General features: G+C 40.5%; 15 protein-coding genes, 2 tRNA genes and 2 rRNA genes (1 of these 19 cut by a window edge). 13 read left to right on the top strand and 6 right to left on the bottom strand.

Annotation, left to right across the window (positions count from 1 at the left end; genetic code table 11):
- From OCV73_RS09130 to OCV73_RS09115, 4 genes are all read right to left on the bottom strand, one after another.
- Nucleotides 1–1,649: ribosomal RNA gene (locus tag OCV73_RS09130) — 23S ribosomal RNA — on the bottom strand; it reaches 1,226 nt to the left of the window's first position.
- Between the two features lie 109 nt (nucleotides 1,650–1,758).
- A tRNA-Ala gene (locus tag OCV73_RS09125) sits at nucleotides 1,759–1,832 on the bottom strand.
- Nucleotides 1,833–1,852: 20 nt separating this feature from the next.
- Nucleotides 1,853–1,929, bottom strand: a tRNA-Ile gene (locus OCV73_RS09120).
- 116 nt (nucleotides 1,930–2,045) lie between these two features.
- A 16S ribosomal RNA gene (locus OCV73_RS09115) occupies nucleotides 2,046–3,572 on the bottom strand.
- The 16S and 23S rRNA genes sit together here with 2 tRNA genes alongside, the layout of an rRNA operon.
- A gap of 492 nt (nucleotides 3,573–4,064) precedes the next feature.
- Here OCV73_RS09115 and panB point away from each other — a divergent pair.
- Nucleotides 4,065–4,883 carry a 3-methyl-2-oxobutanoate hydroxymethyltransferase gene (panB, locus tag OCV73_RS09110; protein WP_147551485.1) on the top strand — a complete coding sequence of 273 codons (819 nt, stop codon included), beginning with the start codon at nucleotides 4,065–4,067 and terminating at the stop codon, nucleotides 4,881–4,883.
- Between the two features lie 45 nt (nucleotides 4,884–4,928).
- Here the strand turns inward: panB and mscL are convergent, their stop codons facing one another.
- Nucleotides 4,929–5,363, bottom strand: coding sequence for a large-conductance mechanosensitive channel protein MscL (gene mscL, locus OCV73_RS09105; RefSeq protein ID WP_147551483.1), 435 nt, complete (start codon nucleotides 5,361–5,363; stop codon nucleotides 4,929–4,931).
- Between the two features lie 341 nt (nucleotides 5,364–5,704).
- Between mscL and gap the strand changes: the two genes are divergently transcribed.
- On the top strand, nucleotides 5,705–6,715 hold the full coding sequence (gap, locus tag OCV73_RS09100; protein WP_147551481.1) for a type I glyceraldehyde-3-phosphate dehydrogenase: 1,011 nt from the start codon (nucleotides 5,705–5,707) through the stop codon (nucleotides 6,713–6,715).
- A 249-nt stretch (nucleotides 6,716–6,964) separates the two neighbouring features.
- On the opposite strand, the gene OCV73_RS09095 is transcribed toward gap, so the two are convergent.
- The gene (locus OCV73_RS09095) at nucleotides 6,965–7,129 is read right to left on the bottom strand and encodes a hypothetical protein (RefSeq protein WP_167551239.1); all 165 of its coding nucleotides are present in this window, start codon (nucleotides 7,127–7,129) and stop codon (nucleotides 6,965–6,967) included.
- A 605-nt stretch (nucleotides 7,130–7,734) separates the two neighbouring features.
- On the opposite strand from OCV73_RS09095, the gene OCV73_RS09090 reads away from it, so the two are divergent.
- The 11 genes from OCV73_RS09090 (at nucleotide 7,735) to OCV73_RS09040 (ending at nucleotide 26,038) form a co-directional block, all read left to right on the top strand.
- The gene (locus OCV73_RS09090) at nucleotides 7,735–8,421 is read left to right on the top strand and encodes an XRE family transcriptional regulator (protein ID WP_147551479.1); all 687 of its coding nucleotides are present in this window, start codon (nucleotides 7,735–7,737) and stop codon (nucleotides 8,419–8,421) included.
- A gap of 232 nt (nucleotides 8,422–8,653) precedes the next feature.
- The gene (gene trmB, locus OCV73_RS09085) at nucleotides 8,654–9,418 is read left to right on the top strand and encodes a tRNA (guanosine(46)-N7)-methyltransferase TrmB (protein WP_147551477.1); all 765 of its coding nucleotides are present in this window, start codon (nucleotides 8,654–8,656) and stop codon (nucleotides 9,416–9,418) included.
- Between the two features lie 46 nt (nucleotides 9,419–9,464).
- Nucleotides 9,465–10,568, top strand: coding sequence for an Mrp/NBP35 family ATP-binding protein (locus OCV73_RS09080; RefSeq protein WP_147551515.1), 1,104 nt, complete (start codon nucleotides 9,465–9,467; stop codon nucleotides 10,566–10,568).
- 303 nt (nucleotides 10,569–10,871) lie between these two features.
- On the top strand, nucleotides 10,872–11,336 hold the full coding sequence (locus OCV73_RS09075) for a T9SS type A sorting domain-containing protein (RefSeq protein WP_167551237.1): 465 nt from the start codon (nucleotides 10,872–10,874) through the stop codon (nucleotides 11,334–11,336).
- A gap of 37 nt (nucleotides 11,337–11,373) precedes the next feature.
- Nucleotides 11,374–12,732 carry a hypothetical protein gene (locus OCV73_RS09070; RefSeq protein WP_147551474.1) on the top strand — a complete coding sequence of 453 codons (1,359 nt, stop codon included), beginning with the start codon at nucleotides 11,374–11,376 and terminating at the stop codon, nucleotides 12,730–12,732.
- A 13-nt stretch (nucleotides 12,733–12,745) separates the two neighbouring features.
- Nucleotides 12,746–18,826 (top strand): FG-GAP-like repeat-containing protein, encoded by a 6,081-nt coding sequence (locus OCV73_RS09065; RefSeq protein ID WP_147551472.1) that lies wholly within the window; start codon nucleotides 12,746–12,748, stop codon nucleotides 18,824–18,826.
- Nucleotides 18,807–19,277, top strand: a complete 471-nt coding sequence (locus tag OCV73_RS09060; protein ID WP_147551470.1) for a hypothetical protein — start codon at nucleotides 18,807–18,809, stop codon at nucleotides 19,275–19,277. Before OCV73_RS09065 ends, OCV73_RS09060 begins: the two co-directional genes overlap by 20 nt.
- A gap of 339 nt (nucleotides 19,278–19,616) precedes the next feature.
- Nucleotides 19,617–23,279, top strand: coding sequence for a type II CRISPR RNA-guided endonuclease Cas9 (cas9, locus tag OCV73_RS09055; protein ID WP_167551236.1), 3,663 nt, complete (start codon nucleotides 19,617–19,619; stop codon nucleotides 23,277–23,279).
- Complete coding sequence (gene cas1 / locus OCV73_RS09050; RefSeq protein WP_147551467.1) at nucleotides 23,272–24,204, top strand: type II CRISPR-associated endonuclease Cas1; 933 nt, start codon at nucleotides 23,272–23,274, stop codon at nucleotides 24,202–24,204. Before cas9 ends, cas1 begins: the two co-directional genes overlap by 8 nt.
- Entirely contained in the window at nucleotides 24,205–24,537 is a 333-nt protein-coding gene (gene cas2 / locus OCV73_RS09045) for a CRISPR-associated endonuclease Cas2 (RefSeq protein ID WP_147551465.1), read from the top strand.
- 268 nt (nucleotides 24,538–24,805) lie between these two features.
- A complete protein-coding gene (locus tag OCV73_RS09040) occupies nucleotides 24,806–26,038 on the top strand; it encodes a site-specific integrase (RefSeq protein WP_147551463.1) in 1,233 nt (410 codons plus the stop codon).
- Nucleotides 26,039–26,055 lie beyond the last annotated feature (17 nt).

Genomic DNA, 26,055 nt, shown 5'->3' with positions numbered 1-26,055 from the left:
ACTACGTGTGTCCGTTTAGGGTACGGGTGGTTATGGGATATGCTTAGCGGATTTTCTTGGAAGTCTGTTTACCACCGCTATCTGATTGCCCGGGGGCGCTCAGTACTATCAAGGTCGACTGAAAAGGCGGATTTGCCTGCCTTTCCATTATCTACACTCTTTAACCTGCTATTCCGTCTGCAGGCGGGTGTGTCACTGCTTCGTCTCCACATCGCTCTCATAACCAGTAACGGAATGTTGACCGTTTCTTCCATCGGATGCGCCGTTTGGCTATTCCTTAGGTCCCGACTGAACCTGATCCGATTAGCGTTGATCAGGAATCCTTAGTCTTTCGGCGAGGAAGTTTCTCGCTTCCTTTATCGTTACTTATACCTACATTTGCTTTTCCATTTCCTCCAGTCGTCCTCGAGGACGGCCTTCTGCGGCGGATGGAATGCTCCCCTACCATATCTTGCGATATCCATAGCTTCGGTAACCGGCTTATGCCCGATTATTATCCATGCAAAACTCCTCGACTAGTGAGCTGTTACGCACTCTTTAAATGAATGGCTGCTTCCAAGCCAACATCCTAGCTGTCTCTGCAGTCTTACTTCGTTAGTGCAACTTAGCCGGTATTTCGGGACCTTAGCTGATGGTCTGAGTTGTTCCTCTTTCGGACATGGACCTTAGCACCCATGCCCTCACTCCCGGAATCAATGAAATAGTATTCGGAGTTTATCAAGACTTGATAGGCGGTGAAGCCCTCGCATCTTATCAGTCGCTCTACCTCTATTTCACAATCTCCGAGGCTGCACCTAAATGCATTTCGGGGAGTACGAGCTATCTCCAAGTTTGATTGGCCTTTCACTCCTACCCTCAGGTCATCCGAAAGCTTTTCAACGCTTACCGGTGCGGTCCTCCAGTTAGTGTTACCTAACCTTCAACCTGCCCAAGGGTAGATCACTTGGTTTCGCGTCTACTCCTACTGACTCTGACGCCGCTTGGGACTCGCTTTCGCTTCGGCTGCGGAACTGAATTCCTTAACCTTGCCAGTAAGAGTAACTCGTAGGTTCATTATGCAAAAGGCACGCCGTCACAGCTGATGCTGCTCCGACCGCTTGTAGGCGCATGGTTTCAGGGTCTATTTCACTCCTCTGTTCGAGGTTCTTTTCACCTTTCCTTCACAGTACTGGTTCGCTATCGGTCTCTCGGGAGTATTTAGCCTTACGGGATGGGCCCCGCTGGTTCTCACAGGATTTCTCGTGTCCCGCGATACTCAGGATTCCACTGGGCTGCCGGCCGGAGTCGTCTACTGGGCTTTCACCGTCTCTGGCGCAACTTTCCAGTTGCTTCGACTTCCGTTCGTTTTGCCGTATCGTGGTCCTACAACCCCGCTCATGCCGAAACATCAGCGGTTTGGGCTCTTCCGCGTTCGCTCGCCACTACTTGCGGAATCATTTTTATTTTCTTTTCCTGCGGGTACTTAGATGTTTCAGTTCCCCGCGTTTGCTTCACACTTAGTGTGATGACAGTTGCCTGCCGGGTTGCCCCATTCGGATATCTGCGGATCTATGGATATTTGCTCCTCCCCGCAGCTTTTCGCAGCTTATCACGTCCTTCTTCGCCTCCGAGAGCCTAGGCATCCTCCATGCGCCCTTAATTACTTTCGTTTTGCCATCTGCTTAAGCAGACGGACGTAGGGTTCGATGTTTTCCTAATTTGCTCGTGTTTTGTTTTTACTCTTTGCTTTCAATATGTCAAGGATCTCTTTTTTTTTCGTGGAGAATAACGGATTCGAACCGTTGACCCTCTGCGTGCAAGGCAGATGCTCTAGCCAGCTGAGCTAATCCCCCAAACGGCCCTCTTGGCTGTCTGGTAGTCCCAGGCAGATTTGAACTGCCGACCTCTACATTATCAGTGTAGCGCTCTAACCTACTGAGCTATAGGACTGTCAAATCGACCTCTTCGGGCGTGATCTTTATACTTGCTAATTCCAACAGACAATGCGTAGTACAAGACTGAAAATCTTTTTCAGTCAACTTTTTCCGTTCACGATTCTTCTCCAGAAAGGAGGTGTTCCAGCCGCACCTTCCGGTACGGCTACCTTGTTACGACTTAGCCCCAGTCACCAGTTTTACCCTAGGACGCTCCTTGCGGTTGCATACTTCAGGTACCCCCGGCTCCCATGGCTTGACGGGCGGTGTGTACAAGGCCCGGGAACGTATTCACCGCGCCATGGCTGATGCGCGATTACTAGCGAATCCAGCTTCATGGAGTCGAGTTGCAGACTCCAATCCGAACTGAGACAGGCTTTCGAGATTCGCTCCACATTGCTGTGTGGCTGCCCTCTGTACCTGCCATTGTAACACGTGTGTCGCCCCGGACGTAAGGGCCGTGCTGATTTGACGTCATCCCCACCTTCCTCGCAGCTTGCGCTGGCAGTCTCGACAGAGTCCTCAGCTTAACCTGTTAGTAACTGTCGATAGGGGTTGCGCTCGTTATGGCACTTAAGCCGACACCTCACGGCACGAGCTGACGACAACCATGCAGCACCTCGACACAGACCATTGCTGGAGACAGACTTTCATCTGCTGTCCTGTGTCGTTTGAGCCCGGGTAAGGTTCCTCGCGTATCATCGAATTAAACCACATGTTCCTCCGCTTGTGCGGGCCCCCGTCAATTCCTTTGAGTTTCACCGTTGCCGGCGTACTCCCCAGGTGGAATACTTAACGCTTTCGCTGTACCGCTTACATTGTATCGCAAACAGTTAGTATTCATCGTTTACTGCGTGGACTACCAGGGTATCTAATCCTGTTCGATACCCACGCTTTCGTGCCTCAGCGTCAGTTGTATCCCAGCAGGCTGCCTTCGCAATCGGAGTTCTGCGTGATATCTATGCATTTCACCGCTACACCACGCATTCCGCCTACCTCATTTACACTCTAGAACGCCAGTTTCAACGGCAGTGTCCATGTTGAGCATGGAGATTTCACCGCTGACTTGGAATTCCGCCTACGCACCCTTTAAACCCAATAAATCCGGATAACGCTTGCATCCTCCGTATTACCGCGGCTGCTGGCACGGAGTTAGCCGATGCTTTTTCTTCGGATACTTGCAATACACTACACGTAGTGCACTTTACTCTCCGATAAAAGAAGTTTACAACCTGTAAGGCCGTCTTCCTTCACGCGACTTGGCTGGTTCAGGCTATCGCCCATTGACCAATATTCCTCACTGCTGCCTCCCGTAGGAGTTTGGACCGTGTCTCAGTTCCAATGTGGGGGACCTTCCTCTCAGAACCCCTATCCATCGTCGTCTTGGTGGGCCGTTACCTCACCAACTAACTAATGGAACGCATGCCCATCCGTAACCGATATTCTTTAACCTATTCCGCAGGCGCAAAATAGGTATTATGCGGTATTAGGCCGGATTTCTCCGGGTTATCCCCCTGTTACGGGCAGGTTGCATACGTGTTACTCACCCGTGCGCCGGTCGCCAGCAAAAGTATTGCTACTTCTCTGTTGCCCCTCGACTTGCATGTGTTAGGCCTGTCGCTAGCGTTCATCCTGAGCCAGGATCAAACTCTTCGTTGTATATCTTTTTTATTTCTTTTATACTTTCAAAGATTCGCTCCGGAACTCAAAACTCTAACTTATTGTTCTTGTCTTGACGTTGACTTTTTTTATTTCCCTTTTTCCCGACAGGGGGTTAAACCTGTCAAAAAAAAACGTCTCGTACTACTTTGTCTATTGTAATTATTTCAATGAACTTTTATTTTTGAACTATTCGGTTATTTCCCGAAAGCGGATGCAAAGGTAGGGCTTTTTATTTATCTCACAAACTTTTTCTGCCTTTTTTTGAAAAAAAATTCTACAACAATAATCAATATGCTGTAAATCAAATATTTATATCAAACAACGGAAAAACATCCTTCTATTAGACCTTTTGCTTCTTATTGCTTGACTATATATAAAAGAATGCACCGGACTGTAACTTTAACATATTTATGTACCTTTTCTTCGGTTGCATATAAAATAAATGTACCTTTGCCGTCCTATTTAAAACCCAAACAAACACTTAACGAAATGTCAACTTACACAGAAGATTTACGTAAAGTTACCACAAGACGTCTTATTGAGATGAAACAACGTGGAGAAAAAATCTCGATGCTTACAGCTTACGACTATTCCATGGCCACATTAATCGACCAGGCAGGAATGGACGTCATATTAGTCGGAGACTCGGCTTCCAATGTCATGTGCGGAAATATAACCACTTTACCCATTACCCTCGACCAGATGATATATCATGGCAGAGCCGTAATGAACGCGGTAAAACGTGCACTTGTTGTCGTAGATATGCCTTTCGGTTCTTATCAGGGAAACTCAAAAGAAGCAGTGGCTTCTGCCATACGTATTATGAAAGAGACAGGAGCCGATTGTGTGAAGTTAGAAGGCGGAGCAGAAATAAAAGAATCTATCGAACGCATTTTAAGCGCAGGAATTCCTATCATGGGACATCTGGGACTTACTCCACAATCTATAAATAAGTTCGGCACATACACTGTTCGGGCGAAAGAAAAAGCTGAAGCTCAAAAATTAATAGAAGATGCACATCTTCTGGAAGAATTGGGATGTTTTGCCATCGTATTGGAAAAAATCCCGGCAAAATTAGCTGAACAGGTCGCCAAAGAACTTACAATTCCTATAATAGGAATAGGCGCCGGAGGAGGCGTAGACGGTCAAGTTCTCGTAATGCACGACATGTTGGGAATCAACAAAGGGTTTTCTCCCCGATTTTTACGCCGGTATGCCGATTTGAATTCTGTAATAACCGAAGCGGTACAAAATTATATTAAAGACGTAAAGACTTCGGATTTTCCGAATGAAAAAGAACAATATTAAAAATAAAAAAGCCAGGATATTTAATTTAATCCCGGCTTTTTTATTTTATACTTTCTCATCTTTTTTCAATAGATCTCTTATTTCCGTTAATAACTTTACTTCATCGGAAGGTACAGGAGCCGAAGGAGCCGGAGCCGGTTCTTCTTTTTTTATCAGAAATTTATTTATCAGCCTTACAAATAAGAATATAGAAAATGCGATAATCAGAAAATCAAAAGATACCTGAAGAAAATTTCCGTAATTAAGAGTGACCGCCGCCTTTTCTACTCCATCGACCATTTCGGCCGGTTTTAATACCAACTTAAGATCGGTAAAATTTACCCCGCCTACCAATAAGCCAATCGGAGGCATAATAATATCAGCTACGATAGAAGACACTATTTTGCCAAATGCCGCACCTATAACGACACCGACAGCCATGTCTATAACATTGCCCCGCATGGCAAATGCTTTGAAATCGGACAAGAACGAACTTTTCATAAACGATATTTTAAATTAGACCTACCTTACTAACTTTCAAACTCATACATACCAAAAGAGAAATAAAGAAATTTTTCTTTTATTTTCACCTTGAGATGAAATGTTTTTAAAAAAAAGAGTTACCTTTGCAACGCAAATATAAAGAATAATGTTTAGCCTTATGAAGTACATCAAATATGTGATTTTTGTGGCATTTATTCTTCTGACCTGCTGTGCAACGCCTTGTGGTTGTTAAACACTCAAGGCAAATATAAAGTTTTTTAAACTTTAAACAACGACAGTTTCGGAAAAAATTAGGACAATATTTTTTTTAATTCAATAAACTCTAAAGTTTTATTACAATGATTAAAGTAGGTATCAATGGATTTGGCCGCATCGGACGTTTCGTTTTCCGTGCTGCTCAAAAAAGAAATGACATTCAAATTGTCGGTATTAACGACCTTTGCCCGGTTGACTACTTGGCATATATGTTGAAATATGACACTATGCACGGACAGTTCGACGGAACAATCGAAGCTGACGTTGAAAAGAATTTATTAATCGTAAACGGCAATCCTATCCGTATCACAGCAGAAAGAAATCCTGCTGATTTGAAATGGAACGAAGTTGGCGCTGAATATGTTGTTGAATCAACTGGTTTGTTCTTGAGCAAAGACAAAGCTCAGGCTCATATCGACGCCGGTGCAAAATATGTAGTTATGTCCGCTCCTTCTAAAGACGATACCCCTATGTTCGTTTGCGGTGTTAACGAAAATACATACGTTAAAGGCACACAATTCGTTTCTAACGCTTCTTGTACTACCAACTGTCTGGCTCCTATTGCAAAAGTATTGAACGACAAATTTGGTATCACAGACGGTTTGATGACAACGGTTCATTCAACTACTGCTACTCAAAAAACGGTTGACGGTCCTTCTATGAAAGACTGGAGAGGTGGCCGCGCTGCTTCAGGCAACATTATTCCTTCTTCTACAGGTGCAGCAAAAGCTGTAGGTAAAGTTATCCCTTCATTGAATGGTAAACTTACCGGTATGTCTATGCGCGTTCCTACTTTGGACGTTTCTGTTGTTGACTTGACTGTAAATTTGGCAAAACCTGCTACTTATGCAGAGATCTGCGCTGCCATGAAAGAAGCTGCTGAAGGCGAATTGAAAGGAATTCTGGGTTATACAGAAGATGCTGTTGTTTCTTCTGACTTCCTCGGCGATCCTCGTACTTCTATTTTTGACGCTAAAGCGGGTATCGCGTTAACCGACACATTTGTAAAAGTTGTTTCTTGGTATGACAATGAAATCGGTTACTCTAATAAAGTTCTCGATTTGATCGCTCACATGGCTAAAGTAAACGGATAATCTGTTACTTTTATAATTCAAAAGTCGCTTCATTACTGAAGCGACTTTTTTTATCTTACAATCTAATGAAAACTTATCCCGAAACTCCCAGACTTATTTTACGCGACTGGAACAATACAAACTTACTTCCATCCATTCGTATGAATCAAGACATCAGTTATGCAGTTTTTTCCAAAACCATTAACTGAAAATGAGTCTATACAATTCTACGATCTTCTTCTCAAAGAGATAAAGACCGAAGGATGCGGTTTATTTGCTGTGGAACGAAAATATGATACAAAATTTATAGGTTACCCGGGGCTTCATCAGATTGGCTTCGATGCGGACTTCACACCCGGCATTGAAATAGTCTGGAGCTGACATACGATGCACATGGGGAAAAGGATATGCGACAGAAGCAGCCAAAGGTTGCATAGAAAAGGCTAAACTATTAAAATAAATAAAATATACTCTTTCACTTCAATCCTCTATAAACACTCGGAACGTATCTTGAAAAAAATAGGAATACAAAGAAAATATAGTTTCGGACATCTGCAATTACCCCGGGAACATCGGCCCACACATATATTATACGATATAAAAATATAAAGGGAGCAAATGCCCCCTCATACTTTTTAGATCCGATAAGCTCAGCGATTCCCGTTTATCCATATGATAACACCCCCATCCGCAACACTATGCCTGCCGGAACACGCCCTATATATCTATTGAATATAACAAGAAACTTATGTAATTGTTATTATATAAATCATAAACAAAGTTGTAAAACCAAGTCTTGAAACTTGTATTTTTACCCCATTTCACAAGCCTATTCTTCCAAAATTATTAACTATTTTACCACAAGACTTTATTTACAACTTTGTTACTTTTTATTAATTTACACGCTATTTATTTTGTATATAATATATTATAATTATCTTTCGGAAAATATCAAGCACAAATATAATTGTTATTTTACTATATATCCAAATTTATTGTTGTAAATTTACCATACAAAATCAATTAATATCATATTGAACATGAAAAATGAAGATATCATTCAGAGAATAAAGCTATTAATACAGGAAAAAGGATTATCACAGGCGGAATTTTCGAAACAGATTCGCATAGATGCATCCAACTTTTCAAAACACATGAGCGGAAAGCTGCCTGTAAATGACTCACTTCTCAATAAGATAGTAGTAAACATGGGTATATCAAAGGAATGGCTCGTATCAGGACTTGGCCCCCAATCATATGCCGAAAGCATGAATCTTATAAAAACATTATCTGTCGCCCCCGATGCCATACACAACTCCCAACAACAAGGAGCCAAAGTATATGATATTGATGTGACAGCAGGCCCTCTATCGCGGGAACGAATGTTCTCCTCGGATTATGTTATTGGAAGTATAGATATACCCTATGTACGCCCGGACAGCCATATTGTAAAAGTTAGCGGTGACAGCATGAAACCTGTACTATGCGACGGAGATTATATTGCTATACGTGAAATCAAAAATACCGGTATCATTTTTTGGGGACACATATATGTTATTTTACTGGATGATTACAGGATGGTTAAGTATATCCGTAAACATAATGATCCCAAATGGATCATATTAAGGAGTGAAAATACAGAATATGATGATATAGAAATTCCAAAGAATGAAATACGGGACCTGTTTATCGTAGAAAATATCATACGCATCGACAGCCGCATGTAACCCCCTACATCTCAATACATATTTTCTTATCGAATTTATCCTGAACAGGGGATAAAGAAAGTGTAAAAAAGAAACATACATATTTACGCCCATTTCATTTTTCCATTGCCAAAAGAATAATATGTCTAAAACTGTAAAATATTTTTCAGCAATTAAATACCTCAATGAATATACCTTGTTACCATCCTATTCTTAAATCATTTTTGTATTTTTGCAAAATAAAACATACTACATGGGCAAAAATAAATTACAGAAATTCAGCGACATGGATTCATATCCTCACGTATTCCAATATCCTTTCGGAGCGTTGCAAGAAAAAGGATTCGATATGCAAGGACGATGGAATGAGTTATTTTTCAAAAACAACAACCCGATCGTTCTGGAATTAGGATGTGGAAAAGGAGAGTACGCAACCGGATTAGCGCGTAAATATCCTGATAAAAATTTCATCGGGATAGACATAAAAGGAGCACGCATGTGGACTGGAGCAAAGGAGGCAATAGAAGAAGAAATCACCAACGTAGCTTTTTTACGGACACATATTGAACTTATAGACCGATTTTTCAGTGAAGGAGAAATATCTGAAATATGGATCACATTCCCCGATCCGCAAATGAAAAAAACACGCAAGCGTCTCACCTCTACGCGTTTCATGGAGTTATACCGAAAGATACTCAGCCCTTCGGGTATCATACACCTCAAAAGCGACAGTCATTTTATGTACACATATACCTGCGAGATGGTAAAAGCCAATAACTACCCGGTACTCCTGCAATGCGAAGATCTGTACAATTCGGGAATAGACGACGATATACTGAGTATTAAAACTTTTTACGAACAACAATGGTTGGAAAGGGGTTTATCTATCAAGTATATCAAGTTTATTTGTGAACCACGTAATACATTGATTGAACCGGATACAGAGATAGAATATGACAGCTACAGAAGCTTCAACCGAGGGAAACGCAGTGGCAAGCAAAGTAATAAAGAAAAATGAATATATTCCTGCTTTATAAGGAAACATATAAAACACTTTTATCATGATAAAATTATATCCCAAACTGATATTGGACGCCCTTTCCAAAGTTCGGTATCCTGGAAATGGAAAAAATCTGGTGGAAGCGGAAATGATAGATGACAATATCCGTATCGACGGCAATAAAGTAAGCTTTTCCATCATTTTCGACAAACCTAACGATCCGTTCATGCGTTCGGTAGTAAAAGCAGCCGAAACAGCAATTATAACATACGTAAGTCCTGAAGTAGAAATTAAAGGCAATATAAGTGTAAAAGCAAAACAACTAAACCGGCCTGATCCACAGAACCCTCTTCCCGAAGTTAAAAATATCATTGCCGTTTCATCGGGCAAAGGCGGCGTAGGAAAATCGACGGTAGCATCCAATCTGGCTGTTGCTCTGTCACAACAAGGTTACAAAGTAGGATTACTGGATGCCGATATTTTCGGGCCATCGGTGCCTAAAATGTTCGGCACTGAAGAAGAAAGGCCTTACGCCGAAAATATCGGCGGAAGAGAACTAATTATACCTATAGAAAAATATGGCGTAAAAATCTTGTCAATAGGCTTTTTCGTAGATAAAGACAGTGCAGTAGTATGGCGTGGAGGAATGGCTAGCAATGCATTAAAACAATTGATTACGGACGGGGCTTGGGGAGAACTGGATTACTTTATACTCGATCTTCCGCCGGGAACCAGCGATATTCATCTCACCCTGGTCCAGACTCTCGGTATCACTGGAGCCATAGTCGTAAGCACACCTCAGGAAGTAGCCCTGGCAGACGCCCGCAAAGGGATAAACATGTTCACCGGAGAAAAAATAAATGTCCCTATACTGGGACTCGTAGAGAACATGTCATGGTTCACCCCGGCAGAGTTGCCCGAGAACCGTTATTATATATTCGGGAAAGAAGGATGCAAGAAACTCGCAGAAGAAATGAATGTGCGTTTATTAGGCCAGATTCCTATCGTACAAAGCATCCGGGAAGGAGGAGACGAAGGAAAGCCTGTTGCTCTGAATCCAAATAGTATTACGGGATTAGCTTTTGCCGATCTTGCCCGAACAGTCATTAGCGCAGTAAACGAACGAAACGAAAGAAAAGCACCGACACAAAAAGTAGAACTAGGCTAACTTATTTACCTTTTTTAAAATACCCGCTATCTGTCAAAGTTTTTTGACAGATAGCGGGTATTTTATATCTCAAGACACTTTTACGGAAAAATATATGACCGCACCATAACCGGCTATAATTTAATAAATCACCGACATTATAAATAAAAATAATAATTAAACGAGAAATAGAATTGCTTCTTTTAATAAATATTGTGTTATAACAATTCGTAATTAATAACAAAATATATTCATTTTTATTTGTATTTTATGTTTTATATAATTAGTTTTGATAATGTAAATAAAATTATATATATAACTACCGTGAAAACAAAAAATCCGAATCACTTGTTTTGTATTTTTATACTTATGTTAATGTTGCTTTATCATCAAGAAGCGGCAAGTATATCTCAAAATAAGATCCAATATGAATATGATGCCGCGGGAAATCGTATCTCAAGAAAATATGTTATATCTACGTTCAAAAAACCTCCTCTGCAACAATTTTCAGATTCAGTATACACAGAACAAATACCGGAAGAACAGCATATCTCAATCTATCCAAATCCTACAAAAGACATATTATCTGTAGGGATTTCAGGGGTTAGTGAAGAATGTACGATAAATCTTTCTCTTTACGATTCACAAGGAGCATTATTACAAAACATCACCGCTAGCCCGGAGGAATCTCCGATAAAAATAAACATGGCATCATATCTGGCCAATTGGTATATACTAAAGGTCTCCATCAAAGAAAAGAATAAATTCTTCAAAATCATAAAACAATAAAAATTATATATAGCCATCAATTAATCATATCAATAACATGAAAACACATTTTAGAACTTTATTCATTATCATTTTAGCTTTATTTTTTTCACAAGACTATTCGTATGCAGCCGAAGTAAGAACACACGATTTAAATCAATCAACCGGAACTGTTTCCGTTATATATGCCGATGCACAGTGTCCCGCATATCTGACTGAGACCTGGAACATCAATATTGGGGAAAGCAAACTCATTAAATTCAATTGTTCTGTAGATTTAGGTGGAGATGACAATCTCTTCATTTACGATGTAGACGATAATGGGAATGATATATTATTAGCCGGTCCCTATCCTTCAATTAAAGATATTACAACCAAAACCGCGAATGGAAAAGCGAAAATAGTTTTTACTACTCAAGATTATCCTGGCGGTGACGGGACTTACAGAGGTTTTACCATTAATTTTTCTCCGGACGAAAGTTATACTATAGCTAATGACGTACATATAACAGGCAACACCCTTATTGAAGGTAATATAGGAATCGGTGTTGCAAAACCTCTCGAAAAACTACACATAAACGGCTCTATCCAAGGACCTGTAAACATAAAAAACGGAAACAACAATATAAATATAGCTCCAACTGCCACCAATGTCAGAATAAGCACAAATAGTACCAGATTCTTATTCAGTAAACCGATCATGTTATCAGCCGGAGAAATAAATACTGCAGCCCGGCAAAATTTAAATTTATTAACAAACGGAACAAGCCGAATAACTGCTTTGTATTCCAACGGAAATGTAGGAATAGGGACTACCACTCCTAATGAAAAACTGACAGTAGACGGAAATATTTCAGTTGGAATAGAAAAAACCGGTGTTACAGGATACGGTAATAAAATTCTTTTTCGTGGTGTAGATTCGCCAGATGATGAAATGTCAATCGCACGATATAACACAGACCCAAACAAATCGGAACTTCGGGTAACTATCGCAGACGATCAGAGTGGCGAAGACAAGTTTGTGATTGGAAATGTGTATTGGGAAGCTCCGAGTCAATGGAGATCTTTTCTCTCTGTTGTAAACAATGGCCGGGTAGGTATAAACACTTCCAATCCTCAATATACATTAGATGTTAAAGGAACCATCCGGGCTGCCGAAATTAAAGTAGAATCGGTAGATAATTTTGCCGATTTTGTCTTCGAAAAAAATTATAAACTCCCCGATCTGAAAGAAGTTCATCAGTTTATTCAGAAAAACGGCCATCTCTCTGGCATCCCGTCTGCTGCCGAAGTAAAAGAAAACGGCATGAGTCTGGTAGATATGCAGATTAAGCTATTGCAAAAAATAGAAGAACTGACTCTTTATATCATCAAACAAGAAGAAAAAATTAAAGAACTGGAAAGTAAACTGCAATAAAGTTATCGGAAAAATGGGATCATCATATAAACGTCATCTTGCAATCATATTATTCTGCGGATGGTTATTAAGCGCATTTGGACAGCAGATCAGTTATGAGTTAAATACGAATGAATCCGGTAGCACCAAATCATATATAGCACGAGATTTTGTATCGTTAAAACCGGGCTTCGTATATACACCATCAACATCTGATAAACTGGACATATCGATTGATCCCGGACTATTATTTATTCCTACAGAAAATCTTTATGCCGAACCAGACGGTACCATATCTCCTCAAGGAGGAGCCGTCGGTTCGGTTACAGGACAATTTTCCGTTAATAACATAGGTGGAGCCACATATTCTATTCCCATAGAATGCCCGGCTGGGAACAATGACATACAACCATCCATGTCTCTTGTTTATAGCAGCATGGGACGGAACGGCATCATGGGCTGGGGATGGAGTCTAGGTAACCTTTCCATGATATCCCGTACCGGAAGTTCATTATACTATGACGGAAAAGTAACACCATTACAAATAAACGCACAAGATAATTTAGTTCTCGATGGTCAACGGTTATTATTAGTTTCGGGGAATAATCTGAACACAAATGCCAAATATCGCACCGAAATAGAAAACTACAATGATATATCTTTTAAATCACCCGGCTATTTTGAAGTAAAAACCAAAGACGGACTTACCATAGAATACGGTTCAACCACCGATTCCAAACTATCATTGTATAACAAAATATTAACCTGGTTTATATCAAAAGCAACCGATGCTAATGGGAACTATATAAAATATAGTTATACCAAAGATGAAAGTGCTGTCGATTATTGCGATGTAAGGTTGAGTAAAATAGAATACGGAGGAAACTCTATCGCAGATACTCCTCCTATGTACACTATAAATTTTTCATATAATGAACGGCCCGATGTCCAAAATGGATACATCTACAATATCAAAACTGTTATAACACGATTACTAAATCTGATTGAAATAAAAAAAGGTAATACCTTATTATATAAATATAATATTGCATACGATTATGACCCGGCACAATCAAAAGTAACCGCCATTAAACTAAGTAAACAAAACAGTCATTATAATCCTACTCAAATCTTATGGGGAACAAAAGACAATACATTGAGTACTCAAAGTTTGACACCCATCGATCTGTGCTCAAATGTCTCCAATCAATTTTATTACGCCGATTTCAACGGAGACGGACGCACAGATTTTTTAGTTTATAATAATGAAACATTCCGGATATCATTATATTTAGCAGATTCTTCATCAAACCAATTCAGCAATACCTCATATATTCAACTCTCTAATAAGACTGAAATCGATGACATATTGACCGCAGATTTTAATGGAGACGGATTTTGCGATTTCTTGTTGATAAAAAAAGATGGTAATAATTATAGTCATCAGTTATATACTTACAACGGTAATTCGTTCACATCCAGATGTTCTATGAGCAGTACAAAGAAAGCAATAGCAGGGGACTTTGACGGAGACGGAATACACGAGATATTAAATGAAGCCAACACCCAAGTTCTAAAATTCAATAATTATTCCTTTACATCGATAGGTGGAGGAGGAATTACTTGGGGAACACAAAATCATACACCAACATTCCCGAACAACAGATATCTTCTGGATTTTAACGGAGATGGAAAAAGCGATGTAATAATATTACACAACAATGGTTTTCGCATCTATACTTTACAGGAAAACGGCACTACTCCGACATTTGCACTTCTTATCAGCGGAGATTATCCAAATGTCAACACAGGTATCTACTTCGGAGATTTTAATGGGGACGGAAAAACAGATCTTCTGACCCAAAAGGTGGTACAATACGGAGGAGATGATGACAACGAAACAGCTATCCATTTTTCCAAAGGAAACAGTTTCGAAACAAAAGTTCTCCCTTTCATGCAAAAATACCTAATAAAACTGCATATAGGAGATTATAACGGTGACGGGAAAAGTGATTTTGCCTGTTATTATCAGGGAAATCTCGTTATCGGATTCAGTACATCCCGTACTTTTACGATCACGACTCATTCCAAAGCATTAATTAATAATGCAATAGTAGTTTCAGACTTTAATGGTAACGGACGCGATGATATTTTAGAAAACACCTATTATTATCCTTGTAATAGCGGTATGAGTAGAATGTCATTATACACTTATGGAAAAAATGATGAAAGTTTTTATGTCAAAGAAATTACAAACGGATTAGGACAAAAGACTCTTATCAACTATAAACCGACATTCGATACCGATATATACACATGTAATAATTATACATATGATTATCCTGTTTGTTTTCTCAACAGGGGTCTGAAAGTCGTTGACAATTATAGTGAAGGCAGCGGAGACATTATGTACGAAACCAAAATGAAATATAAGAACGGGAGAGTACATCTGCAAGGGAAGGGATTTCTTGGTTTCGAATCTGTGGAATCCTCCAATATCCCTCAGAATAAAGTCACGACAACCAATTTTAGTTATAACAACATATATTATGTTCCATATATAACCGGACAAACCGAGACTACAATCCATGGAGACTCCATCTCCTCTGTCAATTATGTTACAAATATAAACCCGTTAGGCGGAAAACGAATATATACATATATAGCGGAACAAACCGATAAAGACCATCTTACCGGATTAAGTTCAAAAAAACAAATTATAGATCTGGACGACACAGGAAACCCCCTTACGATAAAAAACACAAAGGGAGATATTACCGAAACACAGAATTTAAGCTACATACAAAAAGGAGGTTGGTGCAAAAATAAGATAAGCCATATGGCCGTTACGACAACATCAAGAGAAGGTAGTTTGACAAGAACTACAGATTTCGAATATGACGACCAAGGAAACATCATAAAAATGAATCAGGATCCAAACCACGATAATGGCCTTATCACGCAATACACATACGATATTTTCGGAAATGAAATACAAAAGGATATAATTGCAAACAACAAAAAAAGAACGACAAGAAAAACATATGATGAAAACGGTTATTTTTTGATCCGGGAAGAAAACGAATCAGGACAAACCAATACCTATGAATGGGATCAAAATACCGGTTTATTACAAAGCCAAACGGACCACCTGGGATTAACGACTTATTATAAATATAACGAACTCGGAAAACTTGTCGAAACAATATATCCCACAGGAGTCCGAACCGGAGAGCAGATATTATGGGCCTCTGCCGGGAGTCCCCGGAATGCAAAATTCTACCGACACACCGAGACTTCCGGAAAAGCACCTGTTACCATCTGGTATGACCCGTTCAGGAGAAAAATACAACAGGATTCTTATGGACTTAACGGAAACAAAATCTCAGTAATTACAGAGTATAATACCGATGGTACCGTATTCCGCGAATCCGAACCGTTTTTCGCAGGAAATACAGTTACTTGGGCTAAAACATATACGTACGATAACTTCAAACGGCCTGTTTCGGTAATCACTCCACAAGGCACGGTCTCCACAACATATAACGGGGCTACGACAATCGTAACTACCCCGGGAGAGACGAGAGAGACTACGGTCAACAGCGCAGGACAAACGGTCATAAGCAAACATAACGGAAAATCCGTCGTATATACCTATTATCCGTCGGGACAAATAAAAAGCACTACCCCGGAAGATAGACCATCCATCCGCATGGAATACGATCTGCAAGGAAACCGGATAAAACTGATCGATCCTGATGCCGGAACCATATATAATGAATACAACGGATTCGGAGAAATGATATCGGAACGACAAAAAATACATCTCGGCCAGGACGACGTCATTACTACATATACTTACAGCGATGACGGGCTGCTGCAACAGATCTCACGAAATGGGGAAAACACGGTTTATAATTATGATACATATCACAGGCTCAGTTCCGTAAATATAGAAGGGCAACATAAACAGGAACTGGGATACGACGATTTGAACAGGATTATCAGTATAAAAGAAAATATTAAAGGAAAAATATTCTATCAAATGACTGAATATGACAGGCTGGACCGTGTAAAAAAAGGTATTTACACTTCAGGATATTACACGACAAATATATATGATGAATACGGAAATCTTACGCAAATAAAAGATGTAAAAAACCGACTCATTTGGCAAGCGTTACAAAGTAATGCGAAAGGACAATTGACAAAAATGAAACGGGGAGACCGGGAATCTATATCAGAATTCGATAGCCGGGGATATCCCGTGTCCATGAGAACTCCGGGAATAGCAGATATGGAATTTTCATTCACCGATAAGAGCAACCTGGATTTCCGCATCGATAAAATTACCGGACATAAAGAGACATTCACATACGACGACCTGAACAGGCTGACAGGCTGGCATATTTATAAAAACAACATATGGCTTAAATCCGATAATATGACCTATAACCCTACAGGAACTATCGCTACGACCAGCACTCTTGATAACTATAGCTTAACCTATGGAGAAGGAAATAGCAAGCCCGATGCCCTGACATCTGTTTTGGGTACCCCATCCTCCATTCCGACAAACGATCTGACGATCGGTTATACCGATTTTAAGAAAGTTAAAACTTTAAGTGAAGGAGATAAACAATACGATATAATTTATGGGGTAGACGACCAGAGAAAATTATCGGTTTATACCCAAGGAAAAGTAAAAAAAATAACACGTTACTATATAGAAAATTATGAAGAAGAAATTAATTCTTCAGGAAATATCCGGAAAATTCATTATCTGCCCGGAGGAGCTGTTTATATCGAAAACGGAAGAGACAGTTTGTTATTTTTATATACCGATTACCAGAATAACCTATTAGCCATTACCGATGAAAACGGCAACGTCCTCGAACGTCACTCTTTCGATCCGTGGGGAAACCGTCGTAATCCCGAAGACTGGTCTCAAAAAGATTCCCGGCACGTTTGGTCGCTAAACCGGGGATATACCATGCACGAACATCTGGACGAATTCGGAATAATAAATATGAACGGACGGGTATATGATCCACTTACCGCCTGCTTCTTTTCTCCGGATCCGTTCGTACAAGCACCAGATAAGTGGTTAAATTATAACCGGTATGCCTATGGATTAAACAATCCATTAAGCTATATTGATCCATCAGGAGAAATAGTTTGGTTCATTCCTGTTATTATTGGAGCTGTTGTTGGTGCTTATACTGGAGCATCTATTCAATCAGGAACTGCGGCATTTTGGAATTGGAAATCTAATGCATGGCAAGGAGCCATTGCTGGTGCATTTGTAGGTGCAACTGCAGGTGGTATGTTTTCTGCGGCAATTGGAGCAGCAGGAATGACTACAACGGCAACAGTCGCAGGCCAATCAATAAATGTTGCTACTAAAGCATGGGGTGTTACAAGCTCAATTATCAACAGTGCTTCTATTAATATCGGCATGAATACTTTATCAGGAGGAGGATGGAATGGCGCATGGAAAGCAGGAATAACAGGAGCGGCAACAGGAGCATGGACAGCTACAGGTGGATTTGGTATGGTAAAAGCATTCGGTTCTAGTAATACTTTTGCAAAATTGGGAGGGAAACTTGGTTACCAAATGATAGGAACCGCCGGAAATTCCATGGGAAATAATTGGGCAAAAGGAGAAGATCCCTTCTCTAAAGTTACACTTGGAGTTGGACCTCTTAATCTTACTCTTGGCAAAGGAGAAAAATTGTTACAATGGCAAAATAATTTAGGTAATATTGCCATGAATACATTCGGATTTGCAAATTTAGCACTAGGAGGAAAAGTTAATTTCGATTGGAAAAATTTATCACTAAATTATACCGGTGGAATTATCGACAAATTCTATAATCCTAAATACTGGTACTCAGGAATGGGCGCACATTCTGTTATCGGTAACAGTAGGCTCTTTGAAGATCCAACATTATATCCGCATGAGTTACACCATTTATGGCAGTCCCGATCTTTGGGGGATATGTTCTTACCAAATTATGGATTACAAGGAATAAATGCCTGGCTACGAGGAGGTGAATTTTTAAAATCATATAATTATTTTGAAGATCAAGCAAATGAAAGCTATTGGTGGTAAATATATTTTGCACTCTCTTTTCGGTCTTTGCATTGGAATTCTATTTATTTCATGCGATTATTCCAGACCGCTCAGTATAAACGATGTAAAAAACTGGACGCTAACTTCCGAATGCGGAACTATAGCAATAAACGGTTTTAAGTTTTCAACCGCAATATTTATAGTTCAAGAATTTAATGGAGCATATTTAATTCAACCCGATTCATTAAAAATAAAGTTTTATCCTACGTCAATAAAAATGAAAAACATGAAATTCTCGATTGATGATAAAACGTTACACCATGACAAAATTAATAAGGCGGAAAATAAAACTATTACTTTGAATTTTAATCTGCATTCCGATGTTCCATACAGCACAGATACCGCAATGATGTTTATCTTACCATGCAACTATATTATCTGTAACAATAAACCTCTAATTACCGACACGATTAAAATTTATTTGAAATAAACATATTTATATCCAAATATCAAATGGAGTTTTCCCAGAAGCAATAATATGTATTTTTATCATTTAAAATAGACTGTATTGTACAGTCTATTTTTGTTCAATACAAAATTCTATTTACTATTGTGCTTTAAGTAAAAGGCGAGCGATAACATTCGTTACCCCCGCCTCACATGTTTACACAACGGAATTCTCCTTATTGTGATTAGTCTATTTTTTGTACCACAAATATAACAAAAAAAATCATATTTATACCTATTATTAAAAATAATTTATTATTTTAGAGAATTCCTTATTAAAAGGAAGAGGATAAAATATATGAGAAACCTGAAAATCAATAGCATGAAAAAAGTATTAGGATTGGATTTGGGGACCAGCAGCATAGGATGGGCCATTATACAAGCAGACGATAATAATAATCCTGCAAAAATCATAGATATGGGCGTACGTCTCATTCCGCTCACGACCGACGACGCTACTCAATTTTCAACAGGAAATACCATTTCCAAAAACCAGGACAGGACAAACTCCCGTACTGCACGCAAAGGATATGACCGCTACCAGCAGAGAAGGGAAAATCTGACAGGTGTTCTCAAAGCATTGTATATGCTGCCTGATGAAAATCTCATAAAGCTACCCGTATTGCAACTATGGGAATTAAGAGCCCGGGCCGCCACGCCCGGAGAAAAGCTCAGTTTACCCGAGATAGGAAGAGTACTGTATCATCTCAATCAAAAAAGAGGATATAAGCCGGTGAAAAACGATGAGTCCGGCAAAGATAAAAAACAGAGCGAATACTTAAAACATATTGCTTCCAGATATGATACAATTAAACAGTTGGACCTGACAATAGGACAATACTTTTATTCCCGGTTAAAAGAAACTGCTGTTACCCATGAAAACGGTACGTTCTATACCTACCGCATCAAAGACCAAATATTTCCCCGGGAAGCTTATATGGAAGAATACGACCGTATCATGTCTTGTCAGCAAAAATATTACCCGGATCTGCTCACCGAGAAAGTAATTAATAAAATAAGAAACGAGATTATCTATTACCAGAGAAAGCTAAAATCCTGCAAACATCTTATCTCACTGTGTGAATTCGAAAAAAAATCTTATCTCAATAATGCGGGAAAGGCCATATATAACGGCCCTAAAGTAGCACCCAAAAGCTCGCCGCTTTTCCAAGTCTGTAAAATATGGGAAAGCATCAATAATCTCACCCTGAAAAACAAGAAAGGAGAAACTTTCGAAATAACCCTGCAACAAAAACAGATGCTTTTCGACTATCTCGACAATAATGAAAAACTTACTTTGAAAGAACTTTACCGGATATTGGAAATATCCAAAGCCGACGGCTGGTGGGGAGGAAAAGCCATCGGACGGGGATTACTCGGCAATACGACCAAAACGGCATTGAAAAAGATACTGAAAGAATATCCTCTTTCTGATAGAATGTTGAGATTCCGGTTAGACGAAAAAGACTCCGGAATGGTAGATACAGAAACCGGAGAAATCATTCCCGTTATCAGTGCCGATATGGAAAAAGAACCTTTATACAGATTGTGGCATATTGTCTATTCCATTAATGATAAAGACGAACTGGCATCCGCACTGAAAAAACAATTCGATATTACCGACGAAGAAATAATTTCAAACCTATATAAAACCGATTTTGTTACCCCGGGATTCGGCAACAAATCCGCTAAAGCCATCCGGCGTATTCTACCTTTCCTGATGCAAGGGTATATGTACAGCGAAGCCTGTCAAATGGCAGGTTTCCGGCATTCCGAAAGTCTTACAAAAGAAGAGAACGAAAACCGGGAGCTTTCCCTCAAACTCGAACCCATTCAGAAGAACGAGCTCCGGCAACCTATCGTTGAGAAAATACTCAACCAGATGATAAAAGTTGTAAACGCTATTACTGACCGTTACGGGAGAATGGATGAAATACGGGTGGAGCTGGCCCGGGAGTTGAAACAAAGCCGGGAAGAACGAGCCAGGACCGACAAAAATATGCGTGAACAAGAAAAAAATAACAAACGCATTGCAGACAGGATAAAGGAGTACGGTTCCCCTAGCCTTAACCGCATACAAAAATACCGTTTATGGGAAGAAGCACAACAAAAATGTTTTTATTGCGGACAACCGGTAAACGTTCGGGAATTTCTCGACGGTTTTGATGTGGAAATAGAGCACATCCTGCCCAGATCCCGCTTCTTCGATAACAGCTTTAACAATAAAGTATGTTCCTGTCGCAAATGCAACCGGGAAAAGAATAACCGCACAGCTTACGATTATATGAAATCCAAGCCGGAAGAAGAGTTCAACAGCTACATTCAACGCATAGAGCTCTACTATAATGAAGGAAAAATTACAAGTACTAAACGGGAAAGATTGTTGACAACCGAGGCCGATATCCCTCAGGATTTTATAGAACGGCAACTGAGAGAAACCCAGTACATATCCCGTAAAGCAAAAGATATTCTTACCCGGATATGCCGGAATGTATCGACTACCAGCGGCAGCATTACCGACTTCGTAAAACATGTATGGGGATGGGACACCGTTCTTCACGATTTTCACTTCCCTGTATATAAAGAGATGGGAATGACAGAATTATATAAAAATCCCGATTCGGGACAAGGCCCCCGGGAAAAAATCATAGGATGGAACAAACGCATGGACCATCGTCACCATGCTATAGACGCACTGACAATAGCCTGTACCCGGCAAAGCTTCATTCAACGGATCAATCACCTCAATGCCCAATCAAAACAGGAGACCGGAGATTCAAACATATCCGATATTAAAGACAAGCCCGTAAACCTGGAAAAGTGGATATTATCCCATACTCATTTTTCAAAGCAAGAAGTCAAAAATCATGCGGCAGCCATATGTATTTCTTTTAAAGCCGGTAAAAAAGGAGCGACTGTAGGAAAACAGATAAAATATATAAACGGAAAAAGAAAAATATGCCAGACCGGAGTTATCATCCCTAAAGGGGCCCTGCACCAGGAATCGGTATATGGAAGAATAAATCTCACCGAAAAAGATCCGGCAACCGGAAAAAGCTCTGTTAAGGAAGAAATCGTTATCAAATACAAACTGGGAGTCGGTAACGGTTTCCTGTTCTCGGGAAAAGAAACTTATTCCTCGAAAAAAGTATTTAACAAAAAAACCGGAGAAATACAAAAAAAGACAGATGATAAAATAGCAAACGTACTTAATTCCATCGTCGATAAAAGAGCCAGGAAAGTTATACTGAATCGTCTGAACGAAGGATTTGCAGAAGGGAGTGATTACACCTGTGACGTCAAAAAAGCATTGGCAAACCTGAAAGATGTGGATACCCGTCCCGTCTTTATAGACCCCTACAAAACAATACCTGTCAAAAGCGTACGCTGCAAAGCCGGACTCTCGGCCGTAATTCCTCTCAGATACAATACGGCACATGAACCCATCAGTTTCGTAAAGCCTGCAAATAACCACCATGTAGCTCTTTATACCGATGAACAAGGAAAACTGCATGAACATGTAGTTACATTCTGGCATGCCGTAGAACGAAAGAGACACAAGATACCCATGATTATTATACAGCCACGGGAAGTGTGGAATAGCATACAGGAACAGAAAGACCTTCCGGAAGCTTTTCTTTCCTTACTTCCTCTTCCTGACTGGAACTTTCAGACCAGTCTGCAACAAAATGATATGTTCGTTCTGAATATGGATGAAACACTTTTCCGAGATGCAATAGAAGCAGAAAACTCTGCAGTTTTGAATCCTTACATTTACCGGGTGCAAAAACTTGCGAGCGGGGACTATTACTTCAGGCAACAATATGAAACAAGTGTAGAAGACAAATATAACGGGGTTAAAAACGTAGCTCTTTCCTCTCGTTTAGGAAAGGTTATACGAACCGGAGAAACAAACTTCTGGAAAAAAATGAATCCCCATAAAATAAAGATCGATATTTTAGGAAAAATTTCATCTTATGATTAAGAAAACTCTTTATTTCGGGAACCCAGCTTACCTGAGTCTTAAAAATTCTCAACTGGTTCTACATCTTCCGGAAGTTGAGAAAAATAAAAATCTTCCGGAAGATTTTAAAAAGAGTGCTGTACGGTCTATTCCCATCGAAGATATCGGAGTCGTAGTATTGGACCATAAACAGATTACACTTACACAGGGACTACTCGAAAGCCTGCTGGAAAATAATTGTGCCATAATCACCTGTGACAGTAGCCGGTTGCCGGTCGGACTTATGTTGCCTCTTTGCGGAAACAGTATTCAAAACGAACGTTTCAGGCAACAACTATCCGCCTCACTTCCCCTGCAAAAACAACTTTGGCAGCAAACCGTCCAAATCAAAATAGCCAATCAGGCGGCCGTCCTCCAAAAATGCAGAAATATTACTGTTGGCAATATGATAAACTGGTCCCGGAATATCCGCAGCGGAGATCCCGATAACCTCGAAGCACGAGCGGCTGCTTATTATTGGTCCAATCTTTTTCCGCATCTGCCCGGATTTACAAGGAACCGGGATGGCATTCCACCAAACAATTTGCTAAATTACGGCTATGCCATCTTGCGGGCCATCATAGCAAGAGCTCTCGTATCTTCAGGCTTGCTGCCGACTCTCGGCATTCATCACCATAACCGTTATAACGCATACTGCCTGGCCGATGATATCATGGAACCATATCGTCCCTACATCGACAAATATATTGTCGAAATAACCGATACGGAAACAGATTATACCATACTAAATCCAACAATAAAATCACGATTGCTCTCAATTCCTGTCCTTGACGTAACTATAGATGGAAAACGAAGTCCGCTCATGCTCGCCGCCAGCCAGACCACGGCATCCCTGTCCCGTTGTTTTTCTGGAGTATCACGCAAAATAATATACCCCGAACTATAAATGGAACTATTCAGTGAATATCAAATCATGTGGATACTCGTCTTTTTCGATTTACCTACCGAAACTAAAAAAGAACGTAAAATATACAGCGATTTCCGTAAGAAATTAATGCAAGATGGTTTCACCATGTTCCAGTTCTCGATATATGTAAGGCATTGTGCCAGCCGGGATAATGCGGAAGTTCATATGAAACGAATAAAGAGTTTGATACCCGAAACAGGTAATATAGGCATTTTGTGTATTACCGACAAACAATTCGGAAATATGGAAATATTCCAAGGCATAAAACAAAAGAAGGTTATTGCACCCTATCAACAATTAGAATTGTTTTAAAATAAACACATAGCGGAAAAGAAAATTTGAGCAAAGCGTAGCGAATTGGCTGAAACAGCGTTCGTTACGCTTTGTTTTTCTATGGGGCAGAGCCAACGGAAAGCCAACATGAAGCCAAACGGCGCAAGAGTTCAGTTACCACCTCATTACTCTCGTAACGGGTGCAGATTTCTTGCTAAAAGGTTCTTTTTCTGCGATTTGCGTAGATTTGCATAGCAGTCGGTAACTCACTGTAACTTAATTTTGTAACCAAAAAAAGGAGTGAGTTATGCGTAGTACATTCAAGGTTCTATTTTACGTGAAGAAAGGCAGCGAGAAGCCGAACGGCAACCTGCCTTTGATGTGCCGTATCACAGTGGACGGCGAGATTAAACAGTTCAGTTGCAAGATGGATGTTCCCCCACGCTTGTGGGACGTGAAGAACAACCGTGCTTCGGGCAAGAGCATCGAAGCGCAGAGAATCAACCTTGCGGTGGATAAAATCCGTGTAGAGGTAAACCGCCGCTATCAAGAACTGATGCAGACGGACGGTTATGTTACCGCCGCCAAACTCAAAGACGCCTATCTCGGTATCGGCGTCAAGCAGGAAACCCTGTTGAAGCTGTTCGAGCAGCACAACGCCGAGTTTGCGAAGAAAGTCGGGCACAGCAGGGCGCAGGGAACATTCCGACGCTATCAAACGGTCTGCAACCATATTCGGGAGTTCCTGCCCCATACCTACAAGCGTGAGGATATTCCGTTAAAGGAACTCAACCTCACTTTCATCAACGACTTCGAGTATTTCCTCAGAACGGAAAAGAAATGCCGTACCAATACCGTGTGGGGCTACATGATTGTGTTGAAACACATCGTTTCCATTGCGAGGAATGACGGACGTTTGCCGTTCAACCCCTTTGCAGGATATATCAACTCTCCCGAAAGCGTGGACAGGGGCTACCTCACCCAAACGGAAATACAAACGCTCATGGACGCACCGATGAAGAACGCCGCCCACGAACTTGTACGGGACTTGTTCGTCTTTTCGGTGTTCACGGGTTTGGCGTATTCCGATGTGAAGAACCTCACCGCCGACCGCCTGCAAACATTCTTCGACGGCAACCTGTGGATAATCACCCGAAGAAAGAAAACCAACACCGAATCGAACATCCGTCTTTTGGACGTTCCCAAACGTATCATAGAGAAATACAAGGGACTGGCAAGGGACGGTCATGTGTTCCCCGTTCCGAGCAACGGCAGTTGCAACAAGATACTAAAAGGGATAGGCAGACAATGCGGTTTCAAGGTGCGTTTGACCTACCATGTCGCACGCCACACGAACGCCACGACCGTGCTTTTGTCGCACGGCGTACCCATCGAAACGGTGAGCCGCCTTTTGGGGCACACGAACATAAAAACCACCCAGATTTACGCCAAAATCACCGCCCAGAAGATAAGCCAAGACATGGAAACCTTGTCGCACAAGTTAGAGGACATGGAAAAGAATATCTGCCGAGCCATTTAAAACCTTAAAACAGAACA

This window comes from Barnesiella propionica, assembly GCF_025567045.1.
Lineage (GTDB): Bacteria > Bacteroidota > Bacteroidia > Bacteroidales > Barnesiellaceae > Barnesiella_B > Barnesiella_B propionica.
Note: the sequence above shows the minus strand (reverse complement) of the source record. Positions and strands in the feature narration are given on the sequence as shown.